Annotated in this window: 17 protein-coding genes; 10 read left to right on the forward strand and 7 right to left on the reverse strand. The window is 70.7% G+C overall.

The features are described 5' to 3' along the window. Nucleotides 1-22: 22 nt before the first annotated feature. Together RCO28_RS04040 and RCO28_RS04045 are read right to left on the reverse strand one after the other, a co-directional pair. Nucleotides 23-610, reverse strand: coding sequence for a methylated-DNA--[protein]-cysteine S-methyltransferase (locus RCO28_RS04040; RefSeq protein WP_374991096.1), 588 nt, complete (start codon nucleotides 608-610; stop codon nucleotides 23-25). 219 nt (nucleotides 611-829) lie between these two features. Continuing rightward, a complete protein-coding gene (locus tag RCO28_RS04045) occupies nucleotides 830-1,741 on the reverse strand; it encodes a glycerophosphodiester phosphodiesterase family protein (RefSeq protein WP_308939490.1) in 912 nt (303 codons plus the stop codon). Nucleotides 1,742-2,005: 264 nt separating this feature from the next. Between RCO28_RS04045 and RCO28_RS04050 the strand changes: the two genes are divergently transcribed. The 6 genes from RCO28_RS04050 (at nucleotide 2,006) to RCO28_RS04075 (ending at nucleotide 10,728) form a co-directional block, all read left to right on the forward strand. Continuing rightward, complete coding sequence (locus RCO28_RS04050) at nucleotides 2,006-2,905, forward strand: MHYT domain-containing protein (RefSeq protein ID WP_308939491.1); 900 nt, start codon at nucleotides 2,006-2,008, stop codon at nucleotides 2,903-2,905. Nucleotides 2,906-3,003: 98 nt separating this feature from the next. Further along, on the forward strand, nucleotides 3,004-5,166 hold the full coding sequence (gene uvrB / locus RCO28_RS04055; RefSeq protein ID WP_308939492.1) for an excinuclease ABC subunit UvrB: 2,163 nt from the start codon (nucleotides 3,004-3,006) through the stop codon (nucleotides 5,164-5,166). Between the two features lie 195 nt (nucleotides 5,167-5,361). Then, nucleotides 5,362-5,940 (forward strand): TerD family protein, encoded by a 579-nt coding sequence (locus RCO28_RS04060; protein WP_308939493.1) that lies wholly within the window; start codon nucleotides 5,362-5,364, stop codon nucleotides 5,938-5,940. A gap of 98 nt (nucleotides 5,941-6,038) precedes the next feature. Further along, nucleotides 6,039-8,261: a TerD family protein gene (locus RCO28_RS04065; protein WP_308939494.1), complete on the forward strand. Its 2,223-nt coding sequence runs from the start codon at nucleotides 6,039-6,041 to the stop codon at nucleotides 8,259-8,261. A 319-nt stretch (nucleotides 8,262-8,580) separates the two neighbouring features. After that, nucleotides 8,581-9,642, forward strand: a complete 1,062-nt coding sequence (locus RCO28_RS04070; RefSeq protein ID WP_308939495.1) for a TerC family protein — start codon at nucleotides 8,581-8,583, stop codon at nucleotides 9,640-9,642. Between the two features lie 129 nt (nucleotides 9,643-9,771). Then, the gene (locus RCO28_RS04075) at nucleotides 9,772-10,728 is read left to right on the forward strand and encodes a siderophore-interacting protein (RefSeq protein ID WP_308939496.1); all 957 of its coding nucleotides are present in this window, start codon (nucleotides 9,772-9,774) and stop codon (nucleotides 10,726-10,728) included. A 67-nt stretch (nucleotides 10,729-10,795) separates the two neighbouring features. On the opposite strand, the gene RCO28_RS04080 is transcribed toward RCO28_RS04075, so the two are convergent. The 4 genes from RCO28_RS04080 to RCO28_RS04095 form a co-directional block, all read right to left on the reverse strand. Next, a complete protein-coding gene (locus RCO28_RS04080) occupies nucleotides 10,796-14,278 on the reverse strand; it encodes a BTAD domain-containing putative transcriptional regulator (protein ID WP_308939497.1) in 3,483 nt (1,160 codons plus the stop codon). Nucleotides 14,279-14,402: 124 nt separating this feature from the next. After that, nucleotides 14,403-15,515, reverse strand: coding sequence for an aminoglycoside phosphotransferase family protein (locus tag RCO28_RS04085; RefSeq protein ID WP_308939498.1), 1,113 nt, complete (start codon nucleotides 15,513-15,515; stop codon nucleotides 14,403-14,405). Beyond that, nucleotides 15,494-16,150: an MBL fold metallo-hydrolase gene (locus RCO28_RS04090; protein ID WP_308939499.1), complete on the reverse strand. Its 657-nt coding sequence runs from the start codon at nucleotides 16,148-16,150 to the stop codon at nucleotides 15,494-15,496. Before RCO28_RS04090 ends, RCO28_RS04085 begins: the two co-directional genes overlap by 22 nt. Before the next feature lie 66 nt (nucleotides 16,151-16,216). Continuing rightward, a complete protein-coding gene (locus RCO28_RS04095) occupies nucleotides 16,217-16,903 on the reverse strand; it encodes a maleylpyruvate isomerase family mycothiol-dependent enzyme (RefSeq protein WP_308939500.1) in 687 nt (228 codons plus the stop codon). Nucleotides 16,904-17,127: 224 nt separating this feature from the next. Here RCO28_RS04095 and uvrA point away from each other — a divergent pair, with 224 nt between their 5' ends. The 3 genes from uvrA (at nucleotide 17,128) to RCO28_RS04110 (ending at nucleotide 22,716) form a co-directional block, all read left to right on the forward strand. Beyond that, on the forward strand, nucleotides 17,128-20,172 hold the full coding sequence (gene uvrA / locus RCO28_RS04100) for an excinuclease ABC subunit UvrA (protein WP_308939501.1): 3,045 nt from the start codon (nucleotides 17,128-17,130) through the stop codon (nucleotides 20,170-20,172). A 205-nt stretch (nucleotides 20,173-20,377) separates the two neighbouring features. Then, a complete protein-coding gene (locus tag RCO28_RS04105; protein ID WP_308939502.1) occupies nucleotides 20,378-22,135 on the forward strand; it encodes an alpha/beta-hydrolase family protein in 1,758 nt (585 codons plus the stop codon). 152 nt (nucleotides 22,136-22,287) lie between these two features. Further along, a complete protein-coding gene (locus RCO28_RS04110; protein WP_308939503.1) occupies nucleotides 22,288-22,716 on the forward strand; it encodes a Rieske (2Fe-2S) protein in 429 nt (142 codons plus the stop codon). Between the two features lie 16 nt (nucleotides 22,717-22,732). Here the strand turns inward: RCO28_RS04110 and RCO28_RS04115 are convergent, their stop codons facing one another. Further along, nucleotides 22,733-23,668 carry a hypothetical protein gene (locus tag RCO28_RS04115; RefSeq protein ID WP_308939504.1) on the reverse strand — a complete coding sequence of 312 codons (936 nt, stop codon included), beginning with the start codon at nucleotides 23,666-23,668 and terminating at the stop codon, nucleotides 22,733-22,735. Between the two features lie 229 nt (nucleotides 23,669-23,897). Here RCO28_RS04115 and RCO28_RS04120 point away from each other — a divergent pair, with 229 nt between their 5' ends. After that, nucleotides 23,898-24,524 carry a papain-like cysteine protease family protein gene (locus tag RCO28_RS04120; protein WP_308939505.1) on the forward strand — a complete coding sequence of 209 codons (627 nt, stop codon included), beginning with the start codon at nucleotides 23,898-23,900 and terminating at the stop codon, nucleotides 24,522-24,524. Nucleotides 24,525-24,528 lie beyond the last annotated feature (4 nt).

Here is a 24,528-nt window from a genome sequence, read left to right on the forward strand (position 1 = left end):
ACAACGGCTGGTGCGTGCGGGCTCAGAACAGCGGTCTCGGCAGAACCCCTTCGAGGGCGAGCAGTTGCCGCTTGGTCTCCAGGCCGCCGCCGAACCCGCCTATCCCCCCGTCGCTCTCGACCACCCGATGGCACGGCACCACGACCGGCAGCGGATTGGCGCCCATGGCCGCACCCACGGCCTGGGCCGCACCGGGCTGGCCGACTCGGGCCGCCAACTCGCCGTACCCCACGACCGCGCCGTACGGCACACCCGCCGCGAGCTCGCGCAGCACCTCACGGTTGAAGCCGGAGATCAGCGACCAGTCCAGGTCGAGCGTGAACGTGCGCAGCTCGCCCGCGAAGTAGGCAGCGAGCTGGCGTATCGGCTCCGCGAGACGTGCGGAGCCGGGGGCCTCGACGGGTGCGGCGCCGAAGCGGGCCGCGAGTCTGTCGACGGCCGTCCTCCGGGTCTGCGCGTCGGCGTGGAAGACGACATTGACGAGCCCATGGCCGGTCGCGGCCAGGAGCAGCGGGCCGATGTCGCTGTCGACGACGGCCCACTCGACGCCCTGGCCGGGGGTCTGCGGATCACGGTTCGCGTTCACGCAGACAACCGTACGACCGGGCACTGACAACGGGCCCGGCATCGCGATCCGGCCGCGGAATTCCGGGGCACGCGGGGCTCTGGCTCCGCCGCCGAGGGCAGGCAGGCCGACATGACGGGAGCGCGGCGCGCAGCCCCCCGACCGCGCGCCGCGCTCCCGTGCCGACCCGGCGGGCGGACGCGGCCCGAGGCCGGGCCGCGTCCGTGCCGGGTCGTGTCCGCTGCCGAAGCGTCCCCGCTTCGCTCAGTCGTCGTCGCCGACCGCCGAGCGCACCACGTCCGGCCTGTTGGTGATGATCCCGTCGACGCCGTACCCGGCCGCGCGCCGCGCGTCGGCCGCCTCGTCGACGGTCCACGTGTAGATCTCCAGCGGCTTGCCGTGCGGGCCGCTCATCGAGTGGATCGCCGCCACGTACGCCCGCGAGATCGTGGTGTGCCGCGAGTTGATCTGGTCGACGAACGTCGCGTACTCCGGCAGCTCCGCGACCGAGGGCGTACCCAGGAAGCCCTTCTTGATGTCGGGCCGCAGCGCGTGCACCTTGCGCATGCTGTCCGCGTTGAAGCTCTGCCACACCAGCTTGCTCCCGACGTGCCCGCGGTCGAGCCAGCCCGTCTTCTTGAGCACCCGCAGAGTGTCCTGCTCGATGCCGGGGTACAGCTCCGGCTTCTTCACCTCGAGGACCAGCTTCTGGTGGTTCCGCTCGACCCGGTTCATGTACTGCTCGAGCGTCGGCACGCGCGCGCCCTTGTACTTGGCGTCGAACCAGCTGCCCGCGTCCAGCTTGGCGATCTCGGCGGCGGTGAAGTCCGCGACCTTCCAGGGGGCGCGGTCGGGGAACACCTCCTCGACGTTCGTCGTCCGCTTCAGGTTGTCGTCGTGCATGACGACGAGCTCGCCGTCCTTGGTGCGCTGCACGTCGTTCTCGACCCAACGGAAGCCCATGTCCCGGGCCTTGTCGATGGCGGCGAGCGTGTTCTCGGGGGCGTACGCGGAGGCGCCGCGGTGCGCGACGACGAGCGGGCCGTCGGTCTCGGCGGGTGCCTGGACGGCGTTCGTGCTCTGCGGAGCGGCGGCGTGGGCCGTGGTCGTGGGGAGCAAGAGCGCGCCGACTCCCAGTAGCGCTGCGGCTGTTGCTGCTGCGGGACGTGCGTACACGTGGACTCCTCGGGTCGAGAGAGCGCGGACCGGACGAGAGTGACAGTCGATGACCAACAAGAGGCAGGCGCCGGATGGACACAGGTTGAACGGAGTTGCCCCGAGACAGCCCGAACACGCCCATGCCGCCGGATTCTTTGCCGAAAAATCGCTCGTACGTTTGTCGGTGCGCTCTAATCTCTGCTCAATCACTCGCACTGAGAGGGTGATTGCACGGGGGCTCGCAGGTGATACCGAGTCAATTCAGGTGGAGGGCTGCCGCGCATGCAGGGGACGGTCGACGGATTCAGTTACGGGCTCGTCACGCCCGTGGTCGCGTACCTGATGGCCTGCCTCGGTGGTGCGCTGGGCCTGCGCTGTACCACCAGATCGCTGCTCGTGGAGAACTCCTGGCGGCCGGGCTGGCTCGCCCTCGGCTCGGTCGCCATCGGCTCGGGCATCTGGACCATGCACTTCGTGGCGATGATGGGGTTCGCCGTCGAAGGGGCCCCCGTCCGGTACGACGCCGCGATCACGTTCGCCAGCCTGGGCCTCGCCATCGTGATGGTCGGCATCGGGATCTTCATCGTGGGCTATCGCGGAGCGACAGTCATGGCGCTCTTCACGGGCGGCACCATCACCGGTCTCGGCGTCGCCTCCATGCACTATCTGGGCATGGCTGGAATGCGCCTGCAGGGGTCCCTCCGGTACGACACGTTCACCGTCTCCCTCTCTGTGGTGATCGCCGTCGTCGCGGCCACCGCCGCGCTCTGGGCCGCCGTACAGGTGCGGGGTTTCCTGTGGAGCCTCGGGGCCAGCCTCGTCATGGGGCTCGCGGTGACCGGCATGCACTACACCGGCATGGCCGCCCTCGACGTGCACCTGCACGGCTCCGGCAGTGTGACGGCCGGTGACCCGCCCGCCGAACTGCTCGCGCCCATGATGATCGGCCCGCTCGCCTTCCTCGTCCTGGCCGGCGTGGTCGTGATGTTCGATCCGCTGATGGCGACGGGCGCCGACCGGCAGCGCGCGGAGCAGAGTCCGCGCCCCGGCCCCGCGCTCGTGCCCCGCCCCGGCATACCGGCCCACGGACCCGGCTCCGACGCGGCCCGAGGCCGCCCGCCCCGCCGCCGCACCTTCGTCCCGGCCCCGTCGCGAGGCCCGCGCTCCCGCCTCGACCGATGATCACCGGTCAGCCGTCCACGCACGTGTGACCAGGCAGGACGGCGGCTCCGGGCCGAATGCGGGGCGGGTTGTCAGTGGGGAGTCGTACGGTGGTTCTCATGCGGCCCGTATCCAAGATCGAACGCACGGTGGCGCCCTTCGAGGTCGTCAGCCCGTACCAGCCCAGCGGTGACCAGCCCACCGCCATCGCCGAGCTCGACCGACGCATCCGCGCAGGCGAGAAGGACGTCGTCCTGCTCGGCGCGACCGGCACCGGCAAGTCCGCCACCACCGCGTGGATGATCGAGAAGCTGCAGCGCCCCACGCTCGTGATGGCGCCGAACAAGACGCTCGCGGCGCAGCTGGCCAACGAGTTCCGCGAACTCCTGCCGAACAACGCCGTCGAGTACTTCGTCTCGTACTACGACTACTACCAGCCCGAGGCGTACGTCCCGCAGTCGGACACCTACATCGAGAAGGACTCCTCGATCAACGAGGAGGTGGAGCGCCTGCGCCACTCCGCCACCAACTCGCTGCTCACCCGGCGGGACGTCGTGGTGGTCGCCTCCGTCTCCTGCATCTACGGCCTGGGCACGCCGCAGGAATACGTCGACCGCATGGTCTCCCTGAAGATCGGCGAGGAGATCGACCGCGACCAACTCCTGCGCCGCTTCGTCGACATCCAGTACACGCGCAACGACCTCGCCTTCACGCGCGGCACCTTCCGCGTCCGCGGCGACACCATCGAGATCTTCCCCGTGTACGAGGAACTCGCGGTCCGCATCGAGATGTTCGGGGACGAGATCGAGGCGCTCTCCACCCTGCACCCGCTCACCGGCGAGGTCATCAGCGACGACGAGCAGCTGTACGTCTTCCCGGCCTCCCACTACGTCGCGGGCCCCGAGCGCATGGAGAAGGCGATCACCGGCATCGAGAAGGAGCTGGACGAGCGCCTGGCCGAGCTGGAGAAGCAGGGCAAGATGCTGGAGGCGCAGCGCCTGCGCATGCGCACCACCTACGACCTGGAGATGCTCCGCCAGATCGGCTCCTGCTCAGGCATCGAGAACTACTCGATGCACTTCGACGACCGCGACCCCGGCACACCCCCGCACACCCTCCTCGACTACTTCCCGGACGACTTCCTGCTCGTCCTGGACGAGTCCCATGTGACCGTGCCGCAGATCGGCGCCATGTACGAGGGCGACGCCTCCCGCAAGCGCACCCTCGTCGACCACGGCTTCCGGCTCCCCTCCGCGCTCGACAACCGCCCGCTGAAGTGGGAGGAGTTCCAGAAGCGCATCGACCAGACCGTGTACCTCTCGGCCACCCCGGGGACGTACGAGCTCTCGCGCGGGGACGGGCACGTGGAGCAGATCATCCGCCCCACCGGCCTGGTCGACCCGGAGGTCGTCGTCAAGCCCACGGAGGGGCAGATCGACGACCTGGTGCACGAGATCCGCACCCGCGCGGAGAAGGACGAGCGCGTCCTCGTCACCACGCTCACCAAGAAGATGGCCGAAGACCTCACGGACTACTTCCTCGAACTGGGCATCCAGGTCCGCTATTTGCACAGTGACGTCGACACCCTGCGCCGCATCGAGCTGCTGCGGGAGCTGCGCGCGGGCGAGTTCGACGTCCTGGTCGGCATCAACCTCCTCCGTGAGGGCCTCGACCTGCCCGAGGTCTCGCTGGTGGCGATCCTCGACGCCGACAAGGAGGGCTTCCTGCGCTCCGGCACCTCCCTGATCCAGACCATCGGCCGCGCGGCGCGCAACGTCTCCGGCCAGGTCCACATGTACGCGGACAAGATCACCCCGGCGATGGAGAAGGCCATCGACGAGACCAACCGGCGCCGCGAGAAGCAGGTCGCGTACAACAAGGCGAACGGCATCGACCCGCAGCCGCTCCGCAAGAAGATCAACGACATCGTGTCGGCCATCGCCCGTGAGGAGGTCGACACGGAGGAGCTCCTCGGCTCCGGCTACCGCAAGGCCAAGGACGGCAAGGGCGCCAAGGCCCCGGTGCCGTCCCTCGGTTCGGCGAAGGGGCAGGACGCCACGGCGGGTACGTCCGCCAAGTCGCGCAAGGGGGCCAAGGCCAAGGCCGAGCAGGTTCCCACGGACCGGCCCGCGGCCGAACTCGCCGAGCAGATCGAGGAGATGACCGACCGGATGCGTGCCGCGGCCGCGGACCTCCAGTTCGAGGTCGCCGCCCGGCTGCGTGACGAGGTCTCCGAGATGAAGAAGGAACTGCGTCAGATGAAGGAGGCGGGCCTCGCCTGAGACCGGTGAGCAACGCCTGAGCACGCCGCCGCACCCGGCCGGAGCCGACCGGCCGGCCGGGGCCGACCGGAGTGTTGCAAGAACGCCACAAAGCGCTGTCCGGGCTGCGGCGCTGTCAGTGGCACTGCGTAGGGTGCTGAGCAACCGCACTTGGGGCGGTTGGTCGTTGGGGAAAGGTTCGAGAGGGGACAGCGCATGTCGGTCAACATGACGAAGGGGCAGGCGATCAGCCTGCAGAAGAACGACGGGGGCACCCTGACCGCGGTGCGCATGGGGCTCGGCTGGCAGGCGGCGCAGCGCCGCGGCCTGTTCGGCTCCCGGACCAAGGAGGTCGACCTCGACGCGTCGGCGGTGCTGTTCGCCGACAAGCAGCCGGTGGACGTGGTGTTCTTCCGCCACCTCGTCAGCGACGACGGCTCGGTGCGGCACACCGGTGACAACCTCGTGGGCGGAGTCGGCCAGGGCGGGGACGACGAGGCGGTTCTCGTCGACCTGCAGCGCGTCCCGGTCCACATCGACCAGATCGTCTTCACGGTGAACTCCTTCACCGGACAGACCTTCCAGGAGGTGCAGAACGCCTTCTGCCGCCTGGTGGACGAGACGAACGGCCAGGAGATGTCCCGGTTCACGCTGGACGGCGGCGGCCAGTACACCGCCCAGATCATGGCCAAGGTGCACCGCACGGGCTCCGGCTGGTCCATGACGGCCCTCGGAACCCCGGCCAACGGCCGTACCTTCCAGGACCTGATGCCGTCGATCCTGCCGCACCTGTAAGCATCCGCACGCGTCAACTACCGTACTGACAGCGGCATTTGAGGTAGCCGAGCGACGGCGGCAACTGAAGAAAAGCGCAACGAGGGGGAACCAAGGCGATGACGGCCGAGCTGGTCAGGGGCCAGAACCACGTACTGCCCCAGACCCGACTGGAGATCCGGGTGTCGGCCGGCCGGCCGATCGTGGCCGGCGCGACGCTCAGCGACGAGCAGGGCAAGGTCCGCGGCACCGACTGGGTGGCGCACCCCGCGTCCCCCGGGATGCCGGGCCTCGAGGTCTCCAAGCAGGCCGCAGCCGACCATCGCCTCGCCGTGGACCTCGGCGCCCTGCCGCCCGGCGCGGAGCGGGTCAACATCCTGCTGGCGCTGCCCGTCACGGACGGCACCCAAAAGGCCAACGGTGGGGGTGGACCGGTCAGGTTCGGCGCCCTGGCCGCGCCGTTCGTCGCGGTGACCGGGCTCGACGGCTCGGAGATCGCCAGCTACACGATCACGGACCTGGACGCGGAGTCCGCGGTGGTGGCCCTGGAGCTGTACCGCAGACAGGGCGCCTGGAAGGTGCGCGCCGTAGGCCAGGGGTACGCGGGCGGGCTGGCCGCGATGCTCACCGACCAGGGGCTGCCGGACGGCCCGGCGCTCGCCGCCGAGATCCTGGACGCCGTGGCCAGCGGTGTGGCCCGTTCCGTCGCGGCGCCCCCGCAGCGCACTGCCGAGGGCGACCGGGTGCGGCAGGCCGCGCCGTCCGCGCCGTCCGCACAGGAGACCCACAGCGCGGCGGCCGCCCCGTCCGCCAACTCCACGCGCCCGGCTACGGCTTCCGCTCCCGACGGTCATGTGGCGCAGGCACCGTCTCCCGCGCAGGCGCCGCCTCCCGCGCAGAACGGCCCGGCACTGACCGGCCCCGCACCGACCGGTGACGGCGGCGTTCCGCAGCAGCCCGCGCCCACCTCGCCCTCCGCCACCACCCCGCCCTCCGCCGCACCGACGCCGGTCGGCGCCGACGGCCAGGGCGGGCGGCCCGGCGGGCATACCCAGCCGCCCAAGGACCGCCACGATCAGCCCGAACAGCAGACCGCCACCCCGGCGTCCACCGGCGGTCCCGTCGACTACACGCACCCCTCTCGTCGTACGGCCGCGCCGCCCGCGTCGGCGCCTGCCCCGCAGCCCGCTCAGTCGGGCGGGCCCGCGCGGCCCGTCGCAGGTGACGCGACCGGCTGGTCCATGGAGGAGCGGCTCTACAACCAGGTGTGGGGCATGTTCGAGGACCTGGCCCGTACTGCCGCCGCGTACCGCAGTGCTGTGGACTTCGCCGAGTCCCGTATGGAGCAGGAGCTCGACCAGGTCCTCACCGACCCCCGCAGCCGGATCAGCGGGCAGGGCGACGCCGCGCGTGAGGCGGCCCGTGCCAAGCAGGCCAAGCTGGTCGAGCAGGCCAGGGAGGTCCTCGACCGGGACGTCGCCCAGCTCTCCGCCGAGGCCGATGTGGTCGAGCCCGCCCTGCCGCCGTCCTTCGCGGCCTGGGACAACCCGGTCTGGCACGCGTACCGCGTCCCGATGGAGCCGCCCATGGCGCTGCGCCTGGGTGACCTGCATCTGCCCGAGTGCGCCGATCTGCGGATCCCGATGCTGATCAGGCTGCCGCTCGAGCGCGGACTCTGGATCGACAGCGGACGCACGTCGTCGTCGGCCACCGCGTCCCTGGCCGACGGCGAGGAGACGCGTCGCCTCGCCATGGACACGGCGGTGGCGCACGCGGCCCGGCTGCTCGCGGTGTACCCGCCCGGCGACTTCGCGGTGCATGTCATCGACCCCGCGGGCTCGGCGGCCGGATCGCTCGCTCCGCTGCGTGACTCGGGTGTGCTCGCCGATCCGCCCGCTGCAGGGGCGGTCGGGGTGTCCGAGGTCCTGGCCCGGCTGACGCGCCGGGTGGATCTGGTGCAGATGGCAGTGCGGGCGCGTGCCACGGACTCGCTGCCGCCCGATGTGGACACGGCCGAGCAGCTGCTGATCGTCAACGACTTCCCGCACGGTTTTGACGACCGTGCCGTGACCCAGCTGCGGTATCTCGCCGACGAGGGCCCGGCGGTGGGCGTGCACCTGATGATGGTCGCCGACCGCGAGGACGCCGCGGAGTACGGACCGATCCTGGACCCGCTGTGGCGCTCGCTGCTGCGGCTCACACCGGTGCCCGACGACCACCTCGCGGACCCGTGGGTCGGCCATGCCTGGACGTACGAGCCTTCGCTCACCCCGCCCGGCAGTGAGGTGCTGAGCGACGTCCTGGCCCGGGTCGCGGACGCACGCAGAGCCTGGGGACGCTGAGCCGGGAACGACCGACGCGGGGGCCGCCGCACGGTCCGGTCAAGCCGGGTTTTGCTCACGACCTCCGCCGCAAAACCCCTCTGACCTGCGCTTTTGGTTTGTGCTTTACTTCACGCTTTACCTTTCCTTGGTAATTCGCGTACTCTTCATCTTGCGGAGGGGAGTACTCCCTGAATGCGGCGTTCCCGTCAATACGGATCTGGGCCAGGTCCCGGGGCGTCGGCCCGCCGGGCGTTCGTGAGAGCGGCGCCTCGGGTGGAAGAGACCTCCGGCAGCGACGACGCTGGTGTTTGTGCCGTTACGTACTGCCGGAGGCGCAGTGGATGTTTCCCTGACCCTATGGGTCCTCACGATCGTGGGTCTGTGTGCCCTGATCGGTGCCGACTTCTTCATCGGGCGCAAGCCCCATGACGTATCCATGAAGGAAGCCGGAATCTGGACGGTCGTCTGGATCGTTCTCGCCGCGCTCTTCGGGCTCGGCCTGCTGATCTGGGGCGGTGGACAGCCCGCGGGCGAGTTCTTCGCCGGCTTCATCACCGAGAAGTCGTTGAGCGTCGACAACCTCTTCGTCTTCGTACTGATCATGGGCAAGTTCGCGGTGCCCTCGCAGTACCAGCAGCGAGTCCTGCTCGTCGGTGTCCTCATCGCTCTCGTACTCCGCGCGATCTTCATCGCCGCCGGTGCCACGATCATCGCGAGCTTCTCGTGGGTGTTCTACATCTTCGGCGCGTTCCTGATCTACACCGCCTGGAAGCTGATCCAGGAGGCCAGGGCCGAGGAGGAGGACGAGGACTGGGAGGAGAACAAGCTCCTGAAGGCGGCCGAGAAGCGCTTCGGCGTGGCCGACCGCTACCACGGCACCAAGCTGTGGATCGAGGAGAACGGCAAGAAGGTCATGACGCCGATGCTGGTCGTCATGCTGGCGATCGGTAGCACCGACGTCCTCTTCGCCCTGGACTCCATCCCGGCGATCTTCGGCCTGACCCAGGATCCGTACATCGTCTTCACCGCCAACGCCTTCGCCCTGATGGGTCTGCGGCAGCTGTACTTCCTCATCGGCGGACTGCTGAAGAAGCTGGTCCACCTGAGCTACGGCCTGTCGGTGATCCTCGGCTTCATCGGCGTGAAGCTGGTCCTGCACGCACTGCACGAGAACGGTGTGCACGTGCCGGAGATCTCCATTCCGTTCTCCCTTGGCGTCATCTGCGCCGTGCTGGTCGTCACCACGATCACCAGCCTGATCGCCTCGAAGAAGCAGGAGGCCCAGGAGGCCGCCAAGAGCGCGGACCTGCCGGGCGACGACAAGCCGGAGGCCAAGCAGCTCAAGGCCGAAGGCGGTTCGGTGAAGTCCGAGCGCTCGAAGGACGACGTAGAGGCCTGACGGCCACGGCCGGCGCGACAGCCGGCCAGCGCGTCCGGCGCATGAGAACGGTGACAGCCCGTCTCCGCCCCGCAGGGGGTGTAGACGGGCTGTCGCCGATCTGTCGACGCGGCGCGAGAGCGTCGAGCCATGACCTCGTACGCGACACAGCTCCCCGTCCGGTTCCTCCACGTCGTCAGCGCCCGACGCCTCACACCGCGCATGGCCCGCATCACCCTCGGCGGCGCCGACCTCGCCGACTTCCGCCTCGACGGCCCCGACCAGCAGGTCAAGCTGTACTTCCCGAAGCCGGGCCAGGATCGCCCGCGCCTGCCCGAAGCCGGGGCCGGAGGCGGGGATCCGATGCGCTGGTACGAGGAGTTCCACGCGATCCCTGAGGCGGAACGCCCCTGGATGCGCAGCTACACCGTGCGCGCACACCACCCGGCGGACGCCACGATCGACATCGACTTCGTCCTGCACGGCGACGTTCTGCACGGTGACGCGGGCGTGGGCCCCGCCACCCGCTGGGCGGCCGGCGCACAACCCGGCGACGTGATCGGCATGTTCGGCCCTTCGGCTTACTACTCGAAGCCGGTCCCGCTCGGCGTCGCCGACTGGACGCTCCTGGCCGGTGACGAGACGGCACTCCCCGCGCTCGGTACGCTCATCGAAGCCCTGCCGGAGGGCGCCAAGGCGGTCGCCTTCATCGAGGTCCAGGACGCGGCCGACGAGCAGCACTTCACGACCCGCGGCGAACTGGCCGCGCACTGGCTGCACCGGGGCGAGACCCCCGCCGGGCGCGCGGGCCTGTTGCTCGACGCGGTACGGAGCGCCACCTTCCCCGAAGGCTCCGCCTACGCCTGGCTGGCCGGTGAGGCCGGTGCCGTACGCGAGCTGCGTCGCCATCTGGTGGGGGAGCGGGGCATGGCCAAGAAGGACATCGACTTCGCCGGGTACTGGCGACTGCGTCTCACACAGGACGACGCCCCCACGGCAGACGACCTGGCCGACGCCCAGGAGTTTCTCGCGCAGGCGCAGGCGCAGGCGCAGGCGCAGGCGCAGGCGCAGACCCAGCCACAGGCACAGGCACAGGCACAGAACTAGGCAAAGGCCCAGCAGCGGGCCCGGGCCCAAGGGGTGACCCGGCCGGGAGGCGGCGGGGCGAGCGTCCTCACACCAACGCCGCCGCCTCCCGCACGGACAGCTTGCTCCCGCGCGCATGGGCCGCTTCGTACGCCGCAGACCCCAGGGCCGTCCGCAGCTCGGCCTCGGCGCGCGACCGCATCTCCGCCGCGTCGGGGAACGGCCTGAAGCCGAAGCTTCCGCTCAGCCCGTAGCCGTCGTACGCGCCGAGCAGCCGCGCCCCGTCCGCGCCCGCGCCGAGCCGTGACTTGGCCCAGGCGGCGACGAGGAACTGGTCGGCGACGAGCCACGGCGCGACCAGATACGCCACGCTCTCCATCCGGCGCACCGCCCGACCGACGTGCTCCGCGGCCTGCTCGAACCTCCCGTCCAGACAGTCCAGCCAAGCCCGTTGGCCCGCGAGCGCCCCCTCGAACAGCGCCGACACCCCGCCGGGCAGGGACCGCTCCAGCTCGAGCAGTTCCTCTCGCGCTCGACCGGTCCGGCCCGAGGCGCCGTAGTGCTGCACGAGCAACAGCCGGGCCGTGCTGACCGGCTCGCCGCCGAACCGGTCCGCCTCCCGCGCCGCCTCGCGCAGCAGCCTTTCCGCCTCCCCCCGCTCCGTCTCGTCATGCGCGATCCGCAGCCGTACGTCGGCCAACCGCGCCTTGAACAGCGGCACTTGATGCTGTGCCCCGATCCGCACGGCCTCCGTCATCGCCCGCTCGAGGTCCACGGCCGCCTCCGCGTACCGGCCCCGGCGCGCGTGCTCCTCGCCCCGAGCCGCGAGCGACTCGGCGATGCCCCACGGGTTGTCGGCCCGCTCGAAGTGGTCGAGAGCCAGGTCGGCGTCGCCGGCCGCCGGTTCCGGTGCCTCCGGACGGTCGTGCGCCAGCCGCGCCCGCATCAGGTACGTGAACCCGAGCTCCCAGGCGTGCGCCTCCCGCCAGCGCTCATCCAGGGCCTCGATGTCCCGCACGACGGCGTCCATCGTCTCCTCGACATCCGCGAACTCGCCCGTCATCAGCCGCGCGAAATACCACACCGACCCGGGCTGACGGCTGACCTGTGGCATCCCGGAGCGGTACGCCGCCACGACCCGACGCATGTACGCCTGCGTCTCCGGCCGCGCGAGCGCGTCCGCGTCCCCCTCGGGACTGGTCGCCTGTACGAGGAGCCGGACCCCGCGCCGCGCCTCCCACAGCTGTTCCTCGTCCCAGGGCGGCGGGCGATCGGTGCACCGCTCCTCCAGCGGCACCGCGACCCGAACCGGATCCTCGAAGGGGTCCGGGCCGAGCGCGGCGACCGCCGAGGACCAGATACGGGCGTCCGCCTGGTGGCCCCGCAACTGCCAGAACCAGCTCATCGACAGCGCCAGGCACAGCCCGTCCTGCTCCGCCCCCAGCTCGACCGCAGTACGCAGCGCCGTGCGTACGTTGTCGTGCTCGCGCTCGAACCGCCGCAGCCGGCCCACCTGTCGCGGCCCGCGCAGCTCCGGTTCGCCGATGCGCATCAGCTCCCGGTACGCGGTGAGGTGCCGTCGTACGACGGACTCCCGCTCTCCGGCCTCCGTGAGGCGCTCGGTGGCGTACTCGGCGACTGTTTCGAGCAGCCGGTACCGCATGCCCTCGTAGGCGAATGGAGTTGTCGTCGTGTCAGTGCTCCAGAGCTCGCCCTCCTCTCCTAGGGGTGTATCGGTTCCTTGGGGTGCATCGGATTCCTCGGCTCCCGGCGGTGTCGCCACCACGAGGGACTTGTCGACCAGGGACGCGAGCGTCTCCAACGTGCCCGCGCCGCACACTTCCTCCGCCTGCTCCACGGTGCAGCCGCCCGAGAAGACGGAGAGCCGCCGCAGCACCGTCCGCTCGGCCTCGTCGAGCAGGTCCCACGACCAGTCAACGACGGCGCGCAGCGTCTGCTGCCGGGGCAGTGCCGTGCGGCTGCCGCTGCCCCGGCCGAGCAGCCGGAACCGGTCGTCGAGCCGGTCCGCCAGTTGTCGTGCGGTGAGCAACCGCAGCCGCGCGGCGGCCAGTTCGACCGCCAGGGGCAGGCCGTCGAGCCGGAGGCAGATCTCCGCGCAGGCGTCCGGATCGTCCTGGACGCGGAAGCCCGGCCGCGCGGCCGCACCCCGAGCGGCGAGCAGCCGCAGCGCCACCTCCTGTGGCAGCGGCTCGACGGGCCGCACCGACTCCCCGGGCACTCCGAGCGGCTCCCGGCTGGTTGCCAGGACGGTCACCTCGGGGCACTCGGTGAGCAGCGCGTGCACCAACTCGGCGGCGGCGCCCACCAGATGTTCGCAGTTGTCGAGGACGAGCAGCAGCCGCCGGCGTCGGCAGTGCTCAACCAGTTGCGCCAACGGGTCGCGGGGCGCGGGCTGCAGCTCCTCGGCGGACGCACCGGGGCCGCGCACCGTCGTCTCGCGGGCGCCAAGGGCCGTGAGCACCGCCTCCGGGACGGTCTCCGCATCACGTACGGGCGCCAGCTCGGCCACCCATACGCCGTCCTGCCACACCTCCTTCCCCGCTGTCTCGCGCCCTGTCCGGGCCGCCTCGGTCGCCAGTCGCGTCTTGCCGACACCGCCGGGGCCGAGCAGCGTGACAAGTCGCTGCTTCTTCAACTCCCCGGCGAGGAGCCGGAGTTCCGACTCGCGACCGACGAAGGAAGTGAGGGGAGCGCGAAGGTTGCCCGGAGCGCGCGCCCCGGGCGCAGGGGAGCGCGACGGGTGGCCAGCAGATGGAAGCGCCGCCTCCGGGCTCCCTGAAGCCGATCCCGAGCCGTCGCCGGCGCCTGGCAGCGACGGATGCAGCAACTCGGCGTGCAGTGCCCGCAGTTCGGCGCCCGGGTCCGTGCCGAGACGCTCGGCAAGACCGGCCCGTACCTCCTCATAGGCCGCGAGGGCCTGGGCGGTGCGTCCCGCGGCGTGCAGGGCGCGCAGCCACAGTGCCTGGAGCGGCTCGTCTAGCGGGTTCTCGACGGCCAGTGCGGCGAGTTCTCCCAGCGCGGCGTCGGCCTGGCCCAGGGCGACCTGCGCTGCCAGCCGGTTGCGGTGTGCGGTGTCGCGCAGCCGCTCCGTGCGTACGGCCAGCGGGTCTGTCGCGTGTCCGGGGAGGTCGAGCAGTGCGGGCCCGCTCCAGAGGGCGAGTGCCTCGTCGAACAGCGTCACCGCGCGTGCGGCGTCGCCCGCTGCGGAGGCGGCCGCCCCCGCTGATGCGAGCCGTTCAAAACGGTGCAGGTCGATGTCGTCGGGATCGGCGGCCAGCAGATAGCCGCCGGGCGCCGAGGCCACCGTGGTGTGCCCGAGCGTGCGCCGCAGCCTGCCGACCAGCGCCTGCAGGGCCTTCACCGCGTCCGCCGGAGGTTCTTCGTCCGGGCCCCACACCTGGGCGATCAGCTGCCCCACGGTCACGCTTCGACCGCAGTCGGCGGCCAGAGCGGTCAGCAGCGCGCGTAGCCGTGCTCCGCCCAGCGAGGCCTCCTCGCCGTCGGGGTGCAGCACGCGCGTGGGGCCGAGTACGCGGTAGTGGGAAGTCACCCGGCCATTGTCCAATCTGCACGGAGGTGCCGCCCGCGGCTCCTGGAGACTCCCTTGCACGCGGCCGCACGTGGCTCCCCGGGGCCTCTGATCGCACGAGAAAAACAAGCACCGCGCGTGTGCGTCACCGCAGCAGAGCACACCATTCCGGAAGCGCCGCGACGCCCCGCTGCAGCGAGCCCGCCGCCGCGCGGAACCGGACCGCCGCCCGCGCCCGGTCCAGCGCGTCACCGCCGCGGTGTCCGAGCGACAGCCACAGCGTGTACGCAGTGAACCCGAGCGTCGCCCGCAGCAGCCCCGCCAAGGCCGACTCGTCCGCCGGGCCCTGCGCCCCGCCCGCTGCTCGGTGTGCGGCGAGGACTGCCCGTACGACCTCGGGGCGCGTCGCCCTGGCGTCGTCCAGGCCGCCCGCGAACCGGAACGCGGTGTGCACGGCCTCCCACCACGGCACCGCAGGGCCCGCGTGGTCCCAGTCGATGAGCCTGAACCCCGAGCCGCTGCGCAGGACGTTGGCGGGGCCGATGTCACGGTGGCCGAGGAGCGCGTCGGGGCCCGCCGCCTCGGCCCGCTGAACGAGGGCCGTGGACCGCTCCACGGCGGGGAGCAACTCACATGCGGTGTCGGCCGCTTCGGAGCAGCGGGCTTCGGAGATCCACTCCCGCCAGTCGCCGAGCGGATGCAGCGGCGTGGACGCGTCGTCGGACAGGTCACCGGGCACGCCCAGCTGCTCGATCGACGCCAAGGTGCGCCCCAACCACGCGGCGAGAGCCCCGGGTTCGACCGCCGAATCAACCACTACAGGGTGGGCGTTCTCGACGAACTCCAGCACGCGCGCGTGCGTGCCGTCGATGTCGTGCCAGAAGCCGACAGAGGGTTCGGGCGGAGTGACGGGACGGGCCATCGGGAGGCCGGCGATGTATGCGGCCCGTTCGAGAGTGTGTGCTCGCACCATGTGGCTCCGTCGCCAATCCTCAGGCGCCGCCTGGGTCTTGACCACCCACCGCCCCTCGCTGGTGTGGAGATCCCACACCCTCCCGGAGCTGCCCCCGCGCAGCGCCCGCGCGGGGCCCGATGCCTGTCCGAGAGCGAAGACTTCGGCTACCCGGTCCTGGTCCACGAACAAGTCCCCTCCGGGAGTGGGTACGGCGACAGCGCACCCCTCGGACGACGAAGCCCCGCCACGGTGTGACGGGGCGATCGGGCTCGGCCGGCGGTCTACCAGCCGCGCTCGCGCCACTCCGGCAGGTGCGGCCGCTCGGCGCCCAGCGTGGTGTCGTTGCCGTGGCCCGGGTAGACCCAGGTCTCGTCGGGGAGCTGCCCGAAGAGCTTGGACTCGACGTCGTCGATCAGGCTCGCGAACGCCTTCGGGTCGTTGTGTGTGTTCCCCACACCGCCGGGGAAGAGGCAGTCACCGGTGAACACATGCGGGTGACCGTGCGGGTCGTCGTAGACCAGGGCGATCGAACCCGGCGTGTGACCCACCAGGTGGCGGGCGGTCAGCTCGACGCGGCCCACCTTGATCGTGTCCCCGTCCTCGACCGGGACGTCGGTCGCCACGGGAATGCCGTCCACGTCGAAGCGCCCCGCGTACGTGCGCGCGCCGGTCGCGGTCACGACCTCCTGCAGCGCGCCCCAGTGGTCGCCGTGCCGGTGCGTGGTCACCACCGACGTGATCCCGCTCGGGCCGATGAAGTCGAGCAGCGTGCCCGCCTCGGCCGCCGCGTCGATCAGGAGCTGCTCGCCGGTGCCCCGGCAGCGCAGCAGATACGTGTTGTTGTTCATCGGGCCGACCGCGATCTTGGAGATCATCAGGTCCGCGAGCTCGTGCACGTCCGCGGGTCCACCGACCTTCACCGCTCCGCTGTACGTCATGGATTCACCCTACCGAGCGGGAAGTGCGGGCAGCCTGCAGACCGGGCTGCCTGCAGACAGGGCTGCCTACAAAGCGGGCAGTACGGGCAGCAGTCCGCCGTCGCAGTCCAGGCCTGCGCCCTCGCGGCGGCCGGCGAGCCAGCCCAGCAGATCGGCGGAGGGGCCGATCACGGAGATGACGTCGCCGTCCTGGCGGCCGGTGGTCCACTGACCGCCGTCGGCGGCGGTGATCGCGATCTCCGGCACGGCGGAATTGCCCGAGAAACGGTCCGCGAGGAACGTGATCTCGCGCCGCGTGAAGTCGGCCGACAGGTCCTCCAGCTCGTAGCCGATGTTCAGGTCGACGTGGTGCAGCTCCACCTCGATCAGCCGCCGGAACGGCACACGCGAGGCGGTGTCGGTCACACCGTTGCGCAGCTCCACCGTCCGCGACCAGTCGGCGTCGAGGGCGGCCGCCTCCTGGAACCGCTCCGCGCTCTCGCGCAGGTCGGCCAGCTGCTCCGGCCGCGGGCGCGGGGCGTCCCGCTTGATGTCGCCGTCGCGGTCGGCAGCGCTCGCGTACATGGGACGACCTGCGAGGACGTTCACCAGGGCGTCCGCGTTGCGGGAGACGTGGGCGAGGACGTGGCCGCGGGTCCACCCCGGAAGCCGTGACGGCGCGGCGACCGCCGCGTTGTCCAGTTTGCCGACCGCGGTCAGGAGCCGATCGGTCGCTTCACGCAGGGACTCCAGGTCACGCACATGATCACTCATGGCTCCGACGATAGTCCTGCCACTCGTACGGGTGAAGGTGCCGGACCGCGACCATAAATCGAATGCGCGTGCTATAGCCTGGGTCGAGGCACTCTTGGACTGTTGGAATGCGAAGCGGTGCCGAGGAGTTTCAAGCAGTGCAGTCCTTCGCTGTGGCGGCCCCCCATAGTCTGTTTGAGACGGGGGCCCCGCCCCCGCTTCTCTAGTGAAAGGTGCGGACCGGCGTGGCCGACCGTCTCATCGTCCGTGGCGCGCGCGAGCACAACCTGAAGAATGTCTCGCTCGACCTTCCGCGTGACTCGCTCATCGTCTTCACCGGTCTGTCCGGCTCCGGTAAGTCCTCGCTGGCGTTCGACACGATCTTCGCCGAGGGCCAGCGCCGGTACGTGGAGTCCCTCTCCTCGTACGCGCGCCAGTTCCTCGGCCAGATGGACAAGCCCGACGTCGATTTCATCGAGGGCCTCTCCCCGGCCGTCTCGATCGACCAGAAGTCGACCTCGCGCAACCCCCGCTCCACGGTCGGCACCATCACCGAGGTGTACGACTACCTGCGCCTGCTCTTCGCGCGCATCGGCAAGCCGCACTGTCCCGCGTGCGGGCGCCCCATCGCGCGCCAGTCGCCGCAGGCGATCGTCGACAAGGTCCTGGAGCTCCCCGAGGGGAGCCGTTTCCAGGTGCTGTCGCCGCTCGTGCGCGAGCGCAAGGGTGAGTTCGTCGACCTCTTCTCCGACCTCCAGACCAAGGGCTACAGCCGCGCGCGGGTGGACCGGCAGACCATCCAGCTCTCCGAGCCGCCCACGCTGAAGAAGCAGGAGAAGCACACCATCGAGGTGGTCGTCGACCGCCTCACCGTCAAGGACTCCGCCAAGCGCCGCCTCACCGACTCCGTGGAGACCGCCCTCGGCCTCTCCGGCGGCATGGTCGTACTCGACTTCGTCGACCTCCCCGAGGACGACCCCGAGCGCGAGCGGATGTACTCCGAGCACCTCTACTGCTCGTACGACGACCTCTCCTTCGAAGAGCTCGAACCCCGCTCCTTCTCGTTCAACTCGCCCTTCGGCGCCTGCCCCGACTGCACCGGCATCGGCACGCGCATGGAGGTCGACCCCGAGCTGATCGTGCCCGACGAGGACAAGTCCCTCGACGACGGCGCCATCCACCCCTGGTCGCACGGCCACACCAAGGAGTACTTCGGCCGCCTCACCGGAGCCCTCGCCGACGCCCTCAGCTTCAGTACGGACACCCCCTGGGCGGCGCTCCCGCAGCGCGCGAAGAAGGCCCTCCTCAACGGCCACAAGACCCAGATCGAGGTCCGCTACCGCAACAGGTACGGCAGGGAGCGGGTCTACACCACACCCTTCGAAGGCGCCGTGCCCTTCGTGAAGCGGCGGCACAGCGAGGCCGAGAGCGACGCCAGCCGCGAGCGCTTCGAGGGCTACATGCGCGAGGTGCACTGCCCCACCTGTGAAGGCAGCCGCCTCAAGCCGATCGTCCTCGCCGTCACCGTGATGGGCAGGTCGATCGCCGAGGTCTCCGCCATGTCGATCGCCGACTGCGCGGACTTCCTGGCCGCGCTGAAGCTCAACGCGCGCGACAAGAAGATCGCCGAGCGCGTCCTCAAGGAGGTCAACGAACGGCTGCGGTTCCTGGTCGACGTCGGCCTGGACTACCTCTCCCTGAACCGCGCCGCGGGCACCCTCTCCGGCGGCGAGGCCCAGCGCATCCGCCTCGCCACCCAGATCGGCTCCGGCCTCGTCGGCGTGCTCTACGTCCTGGACGAGCCCTCCATCGGCCTGCACCAGCGGGACAACCACCGGCTCATCGAGACCCTGGTCCGCCTGCGCGACATGGGCAACACCCTGATCGTGGTCGAGCACGACGAAGACACGATCAAGGTCGCCGACTGGGTCGTCGACATCGGCCCCGGCGCCGGTGAGCACGGCGGCAAGGTCGTCCACAGCGGCCCCTTGAAGGAGCTGCTGAAGAACGCCGAGTCGATGACCGGCAAGTACCTCGCGGGCAAGAAGGCCATCCCGATCCCCGACATCCGCCGCCCCGCCGACCCGTCCCGCCGCCTCACGGTGCACAGCGCCCGGGAGAACAACCTGCGGGACATCGACGTGTCGTTCCCGCTCGGGGTCCTCACCGCGGTCACCGGAGTCTCCGGCTCCGGCAAGTCGACGCTGGTCAACGACATCCTGTACACCCACCTCGCCCGTGAGCTGAACGGCGCCCGCAACGTCCCGGGCCGGCACACGCGCGTGGACGGCGACGACCTCGTCGACAAGGTGGTGCACGTGGACCAGTCGCCCATCGGCCGGACACCGCGCTCCAACCCGGCGACCTACACCGGAGTCTTCGACCACGTCCGCAAACTGTTCGCCGAGACCACCGAGGCGAAGGTCCGCGGCTACATGCCGGGACGCTTCTCGTTCAACGTCAAGGGCGGCCGCTGCGAGAACTGCTCGGGCGACGGCACGATCAAGATCGAGATGAACTTCCTGCCGGACGTGTACGTCCCGTGCGAGGTCTGCCACGGCGCGCGGTACAACCGCGAGACCCTGGAAGTGCACTACAAGGGCAAGTCCATCGCCAAGGTCCTGGACATGCCCATCGAGGAGGCGCTCGGCTTCTTCGAGGCCGTCCCGACGATCGCCCGCCACCTCAAGACGCTCAACGAAGTCGGCCTGGGATATGTGCGGTTGGGTCAGTCGGCTCCCACCCTGTCCGGCGGTGAGGCGCAGCGCGTCAAGCTCGCGAGCGAACTCCAGAAGCGCTCCACCGGCCGCACCGTGTACGTCCTGGACGAGCCCACCACCGGCCTGCACTTCGAGGACATCAGCAAGCTGATCAACGTCCTGTCCGGCCTGGTCGACAAGGGCAACACGGTCATCGTCATCGAGCACAACCTCGACGTGATCAAGACAGCCGACTGGGTCGTGGACATGGGCCCCGAAGGCGGCAGCGGCGGCGGCCTCGTCATCGCCGAAGGCACCCCCGAGGAGGTGGCGGGCATCCCTGCCAGCCACACCGGCAAGTTCCTGCGGGACACCCTCGGGTCGGACCGGGTCAGCGACGCGACGGTCCCCCCGGCCCGTAAGCGCACCACGAAGAAGGCCGTGAACAACACGGTGGCGGCCAAGGCCCCCGCCAAGAAGACCGTCACGGCGAAGACCGGCACCGCGAAGGCCGCGGCCAAGAAGACGGCCAAGGCCACCGCCCCGGCCTCGGCCCCGGCCAAGAAGGCGGCACGCACGCGTAAGGCCTGACGCGACGCGGCCCTGCCGGGAGACCCGGCCCCAGCCGACCCGAAGAGGCGACGCTCGCCGGACGGACTCCACCCGGGTCCGTCCGCCGAGCGAGCTCCCTCGGCAAGGGATGCGGCATGGGGGCAGGACCGTCCCAGAGGAGCCGCCCCGACAACTGGCCTTAATCCACGCGCAGTCGGAGCACCCGCCCCCCTAACGTGGGCCCATGCGCAACCCGGGGAGGCATGCCAAGAGAGCCGCAAGAGGAATCGCCGCCTTCGCCCGCCACCCTCTCAAGGACCGCCCCGACGAGTCCCGGCTCGTGCGCCGCTGGCCCGACCTCACCGCCACCTGCGTCGCCACCGTCTTCTTCTGGCTCTCCCTGACCCCCTCGCTCGTCCCCAGACCCTGGTATCTCCAAGGCGTCATCGGAGGCATCACCGCAGCCATCGGATACGGCGTCGGCTCCACCCTCAGCACCCTCTTCCGCGCCCTCGTCCGCAGGCGACCGAGCGAGCGCACCCGCGTCCGCTGCTGGCAGGCCTACTGGGTGCTCAGCCCCGTACTCGCCGGATGGCTGCTCGCGGAGAGTGCGCGGATGCAGCGCCAACTGCGCGCCCTCCAGGGCCTGCCGCCCGCCCTCACCTGGGACTCCGCGCTGATCGCGCTGATGACCGTGACGATCGCCCTGCTCGTCCTCCTCCTCGCCCGCCTGGTCCGCCTCGGCTCCAGCCGGCTCATCCACGGCCTCGGCCGACTGCTCCCCAGACCCGTCGCCGTCGGCCTCGGGCTGCTGATCAGCGCCATGCTCGTCACCGTCGGCATCCGTGACGTCGTCTTCGACCGCGGCGTCATCGACGTCGCCGACCGCATCGCCCAGGCCACCAACTTCGGCACCAAGGACGGCATCCACCGGCCCACATCCCGGCTGGTGTCCGGAGGTCCCGAATCCCTGATCCGCTGGCAGGACCTCGGCTTCCAGGGGCGGAACTTCACCGGCTCCAGCCTGAGCGCCGCCCGCATCTCGGCGTACACCGGCCGGCCCGCGAAAAGCCCGGTGCGCGTCTACATCAGCTCCTCCGCGCCCGAGGCCTTCAGCGAGGACGAGGACGAGCCGTTCCAGGACCAAGCGCAGCTCGCCGTAAGGGAGTTGAAGCGGACCGGCGCCTTCCACCGCGAGGTGCTCGCCATCGCCGGAACCACCGGATCCGGCTGGATCGACGCCACGGTGGCCGAGTCACTGGAGTACATGTACGGCGGCGACACGGCCATCGTCGCCGTCCAGTACTCGTACCTTCCGAGCTGGGTCTCCTTCCTCGTCGACAAGGAGAAGGCCGGGCAGTCCACGCGCGCCCTGGTCGAGGCCGTACGCGCAGAGCTCGACGCGCTGCCCGAGAATCAGCGGCCTCTGCTGGCAGTCACCGGTGAGAGCCTCGGCGCGTACGCCATCGAGGAATCCTTCGGCAGCGTCGACGCACTTCTCGGCGGCACCGACGGCGCGCTCCTCATGGGCACCCCCAACTTCTCGCCCGTGTCCCAGGAGCTCCGCGCCCGCCGCGACGAAGGCAGCCCTGTGTGGCGGCCACAGTTCGAGGACGGCAGGAATGTGCGTTTCGCACAGTTCCCCGAGAAGGATCTGCGACGCCCGCCCGCCGACTGGGGGCACCCCCGCGCGGTCTATCTGCAGAATGCGTCCGACCCTGTGGTCTGGTGGTCGCCCGACCTGCTCCTTGAACGCCCGGAGTGGCTGGACCAGCCCCTCGGGCCGGACATCACGCCGGAGATCGACTGGTTCCCGTTCGTGGGCTTCTGGCAGACGACCGTCGACATGGCCGTCTCGTACGGCGTGGACGCACCGCACGGACACCGCTACGGCGCCGGATCCGTCGACGGCTGGGCCGCCGTCCTGCCGCCCGACGGCTGGCGGCAGCAGGACACCGACCGGCTGCGCGGGTACCTGGAGGGCCGGAAATCCCCGTACTGACCAGGCGGTCCCGTCGGTCCCGTCGGTCCCGTCGGGACCGCCCGGCACCCTCCGACCCGCCCGTCACCGTACTGGTCTGCACCGGTATCGTCGCTTGCGTCACCGGCGCCCTACCGCCGACCCCGACCGACACCCTGACCAGTGGAGACCCCATGCCCGGCAAGGCCGCCGCCCGTCGTACCGTCCTGAAAGGCGCGGCCCTCGCGGGTACGGCAGGCCTCGGCGTCGCGGCCTGCTCGACGGAGTCCAAGGTCGGGCACGCCCAGAACCCCACGCCCACCGCGCCCGTCGACCTCGGCGACGCGGAGGCGGTGCCGGTCGGTGGCGTGAAGCTCTACCGCGAGCAGCGCCTGCTCGTGACGCGCTCCGCCGACGGCGAGTACAAGGCGTTCAGCGCCCAGTGCACGCACGCCGGCTGCCTCCTCGACAAGATCGAGAAGGACGAGGGCAACTGCCCCTGCCACGGCAGCAGGTTCGACATCCACACCGGCAAGGCCCTCAAGGGCCCGGCCACCGTGCCGCTGCCGAAGGTCCCGGTGAGGGCCGAGAAGGGCAAGCTGATCGCGGGCCCGGAGGCCTGAGTCGCGCCACGGGCGCTCACTCCCAGTCCCACCCGATCCCCAGCAGTCCCGCCCGCACCTCCGGCTCCACCAGGTGCACGAAGCGGTGCCGGCCGCTCAGCGTGAGGTCCTCCAGGCCGCTGCGCCGCGCCGCCGCCGAGTGCTGGGCGAAGCGGTGGCAGCGCACCGGCAGCGCCTTGGGATGGAAGCGCACCTGCAGCGCGTACTGCCCGCCCGTAAAGCTGAAGCCACGGACGTACTCGCTGCTCGCGCCCGCCGTGCCGTCCTCGAAGGCGTAGTGGAAGAGATGGGTGTCGCCGGTCCGCAGCCGGGTGTCGAAGAGCAGCTCGGCGAGCAGGATCCCCGACGCCTGGTGCCAACGCACCCTCCCCGTACGGCAGTTCTCGATCGCCCTGACCTTCACCCGGTCCGGGGCGCAACCCGGATCGCCATGGTGGATGGCCATATATCGGTCCACGCCATCATGGTGGGCGCGCACTATGTGCTGTGAATCGCGGCCGAGCAGCTCCCGCCGCGCGCCGATCCGCACCCGCTCCTGGTGGCCGACCGTGTGCAGCCCGCCGTCCAGGGACAGTCCGAGGCCCCCGAGGAGCGTCTCGATCACGCCGGAGACATCGACGAGCGAACGGTACGAGCGGGTCGGCGGCCGCTCCGTTCCGGTGTTCAGGTCGAGCAGCCTGAGCAGGGACTCCTCCGGCAGCCGCAGCACCTCCTCCAGGGCACGGACCGCGCGCAGCGACTCGGGGCGCTGCGGTCTGCGGGCGCCCTGCTGCCAGTAGCTCAGGCTGGTGACACCGACGTGCACACCCTTGCCGGCCAGATGGTGCCGCACCCGGTGCAGGGGCAGGCCCCGTGCGCTGATCGCCGCGCGCAGGGCGACATGGAACGGGCCGCTGCGCAGGGCGGACGCCAACTCGGCCGCCTCCGGGGCGTTTTCACCGGCGCTCCGCATGGGGCACCCCTCCTTGTGAACGTTCACGCCGACCGTGCCGCCGAAGCGCCTGCTGGTGCGCTCGCTGCCTGGTCGTCGCGGGGGACGTGTTCACACCCGTACGCCCCCGTTCACGTCCCGTGCCACCCCGCATTGAATCGGGTTGACCTGCTCCGGACAACACCTGATGCTCCTGCACAGCGTCCGGACGCGCTCCTCCACTCCCCACCCCCGCCCAGGGAGGAACGCGATGCGCAACCGAAAGAGACGGCTGCTCGCCGCCGCAGCGATCGCAGCGACGGCCGTCCTCACCGCCCCCACGGCCCACGCAGACCCCACCACCACCAACGGAACCCCGACCCGCGCCACCGCCCCCACCGACGACGTCTCCGCGCTCGCCGCGGGCCGCCTCGACATCACGATGCAGGCGCAGCAGAAGTCCAACTGGTGCTGGGCGGCGGCCGGGAACACCATCGCCGCCTACCTGGGCGAGAACTACTCGCAGAACCAGTTCTGCAACGCCGCCTTCAACCGCCAGCAGGGCCCCGACTGCCCCAACAACCAGGCCACGCTCGGCAATGTGCAGACGGCGCTGCGCTGGATGGGCGTCAATCCCGGCTCGTACGTCACCGGCTGGCTGCGCTACCCCACGGTGCAGAGCGAGGTGAACGCGGGACGGCCCGTGGAGACCCGCATCCAGTGGTCCAACGGCGGCGGCCACATGCACGTCCTGTACGGCTACGACGACGCGAACAGCTGGGTCTACTGGGGCGACCCCTGGCCCTCCAGCGACCGCTACAACTGGGCCTCGCACGACTGGTACGTGAACAACGGCACCTTCTCCTGGACCCACTCGCTCTACCGGATCGGGACGTGAACGC

Source organism: Streptomyces sp. LHD-70 (genome assembly GCF_031157275.1).
In the GTDB taxonomy this organism is placed as follows: Bacteria; Actinomycetota; Actinomycetes; order Streptomycetales; family Streptomycetaceae; genus Streptomyces.

Coding starts and splice junctions, on each gene's coding strand:
- RCO28_RS04095 (WP_308939500.1), bottom strand. CDS start 16,903: ATGAGTGATCATGTGCGTGACCTGGAGTCCCTGCGTGAAGCGACCGAT.
- RCO28_RS04120 (WP_308939505.1), top strand. CDS start 23,898: ATGCGCAACCGAAAGAGACGGCTGCTCGCCGCCGCAGCGATCGCAGCG.
- RCO28_RS04060 (WP_308939493.1), top strand. CDS start 5,362: ATGTCGGTCAACATGACGAAGGGGCAGGCGATCAGCCTGCAGAAGAAC.
- RCO28_RS04090 (WP_308939499.1), bottom strand. CDS start 16,150: ATGACGTACAGCGGAGCGGTGAAGGTCGGTGGACCCGCGGACGTGCAC.
- uvrB (WP_308939492.1), top strand. CDS start 3,004: ATGCGGCCCGTATCCAAGATCGAACGCACGGTGGCGCCCTTCGAGGTC.
- RCO28_RS04075 (WP_308939496.1), top strand. CDS start 9,772: ATGACCTCGTACGCGACACAGCTCCCCGTCCGGTTCCTCCACGTCGTC.
- RCO28_RS04050 (WP_308939491.1), top strand. CDS start 2,006: ATGCAGGGGACGGTCGACGGATTCAGTTACGGGCTCGTCACGCCCGTG.
- RCO28_RS04105 (WP_308939502.1), top strand. CDS start 20,378: ATGCGCAACCCGGGGAGGCATGCCAAGAGAGCCGCAAGAGGAATCGCC.
- RCO28_RS04065 (WP_308939494.1), top strand. CDS start 6,039: ATGACGGCCGAGCTGGTCAGGGGCCAGAACCACGTACTGCCCCAGACC.
- RCO28_RS04115 (WP_308939504.1), bottom strand. CDS start 23,668: ATGCGGAGCGCCGGTGAAAACGCCCCGGAGGCGGCCGAGTTGGCGTCC.
- RCO28_RS04110 (WP_308939503.1), top strand. CDS start 22,288: ATGCCCGGCAAGGCCGCCGCCCGTCGTACCGTCCTGAAAGGCGCGGCC.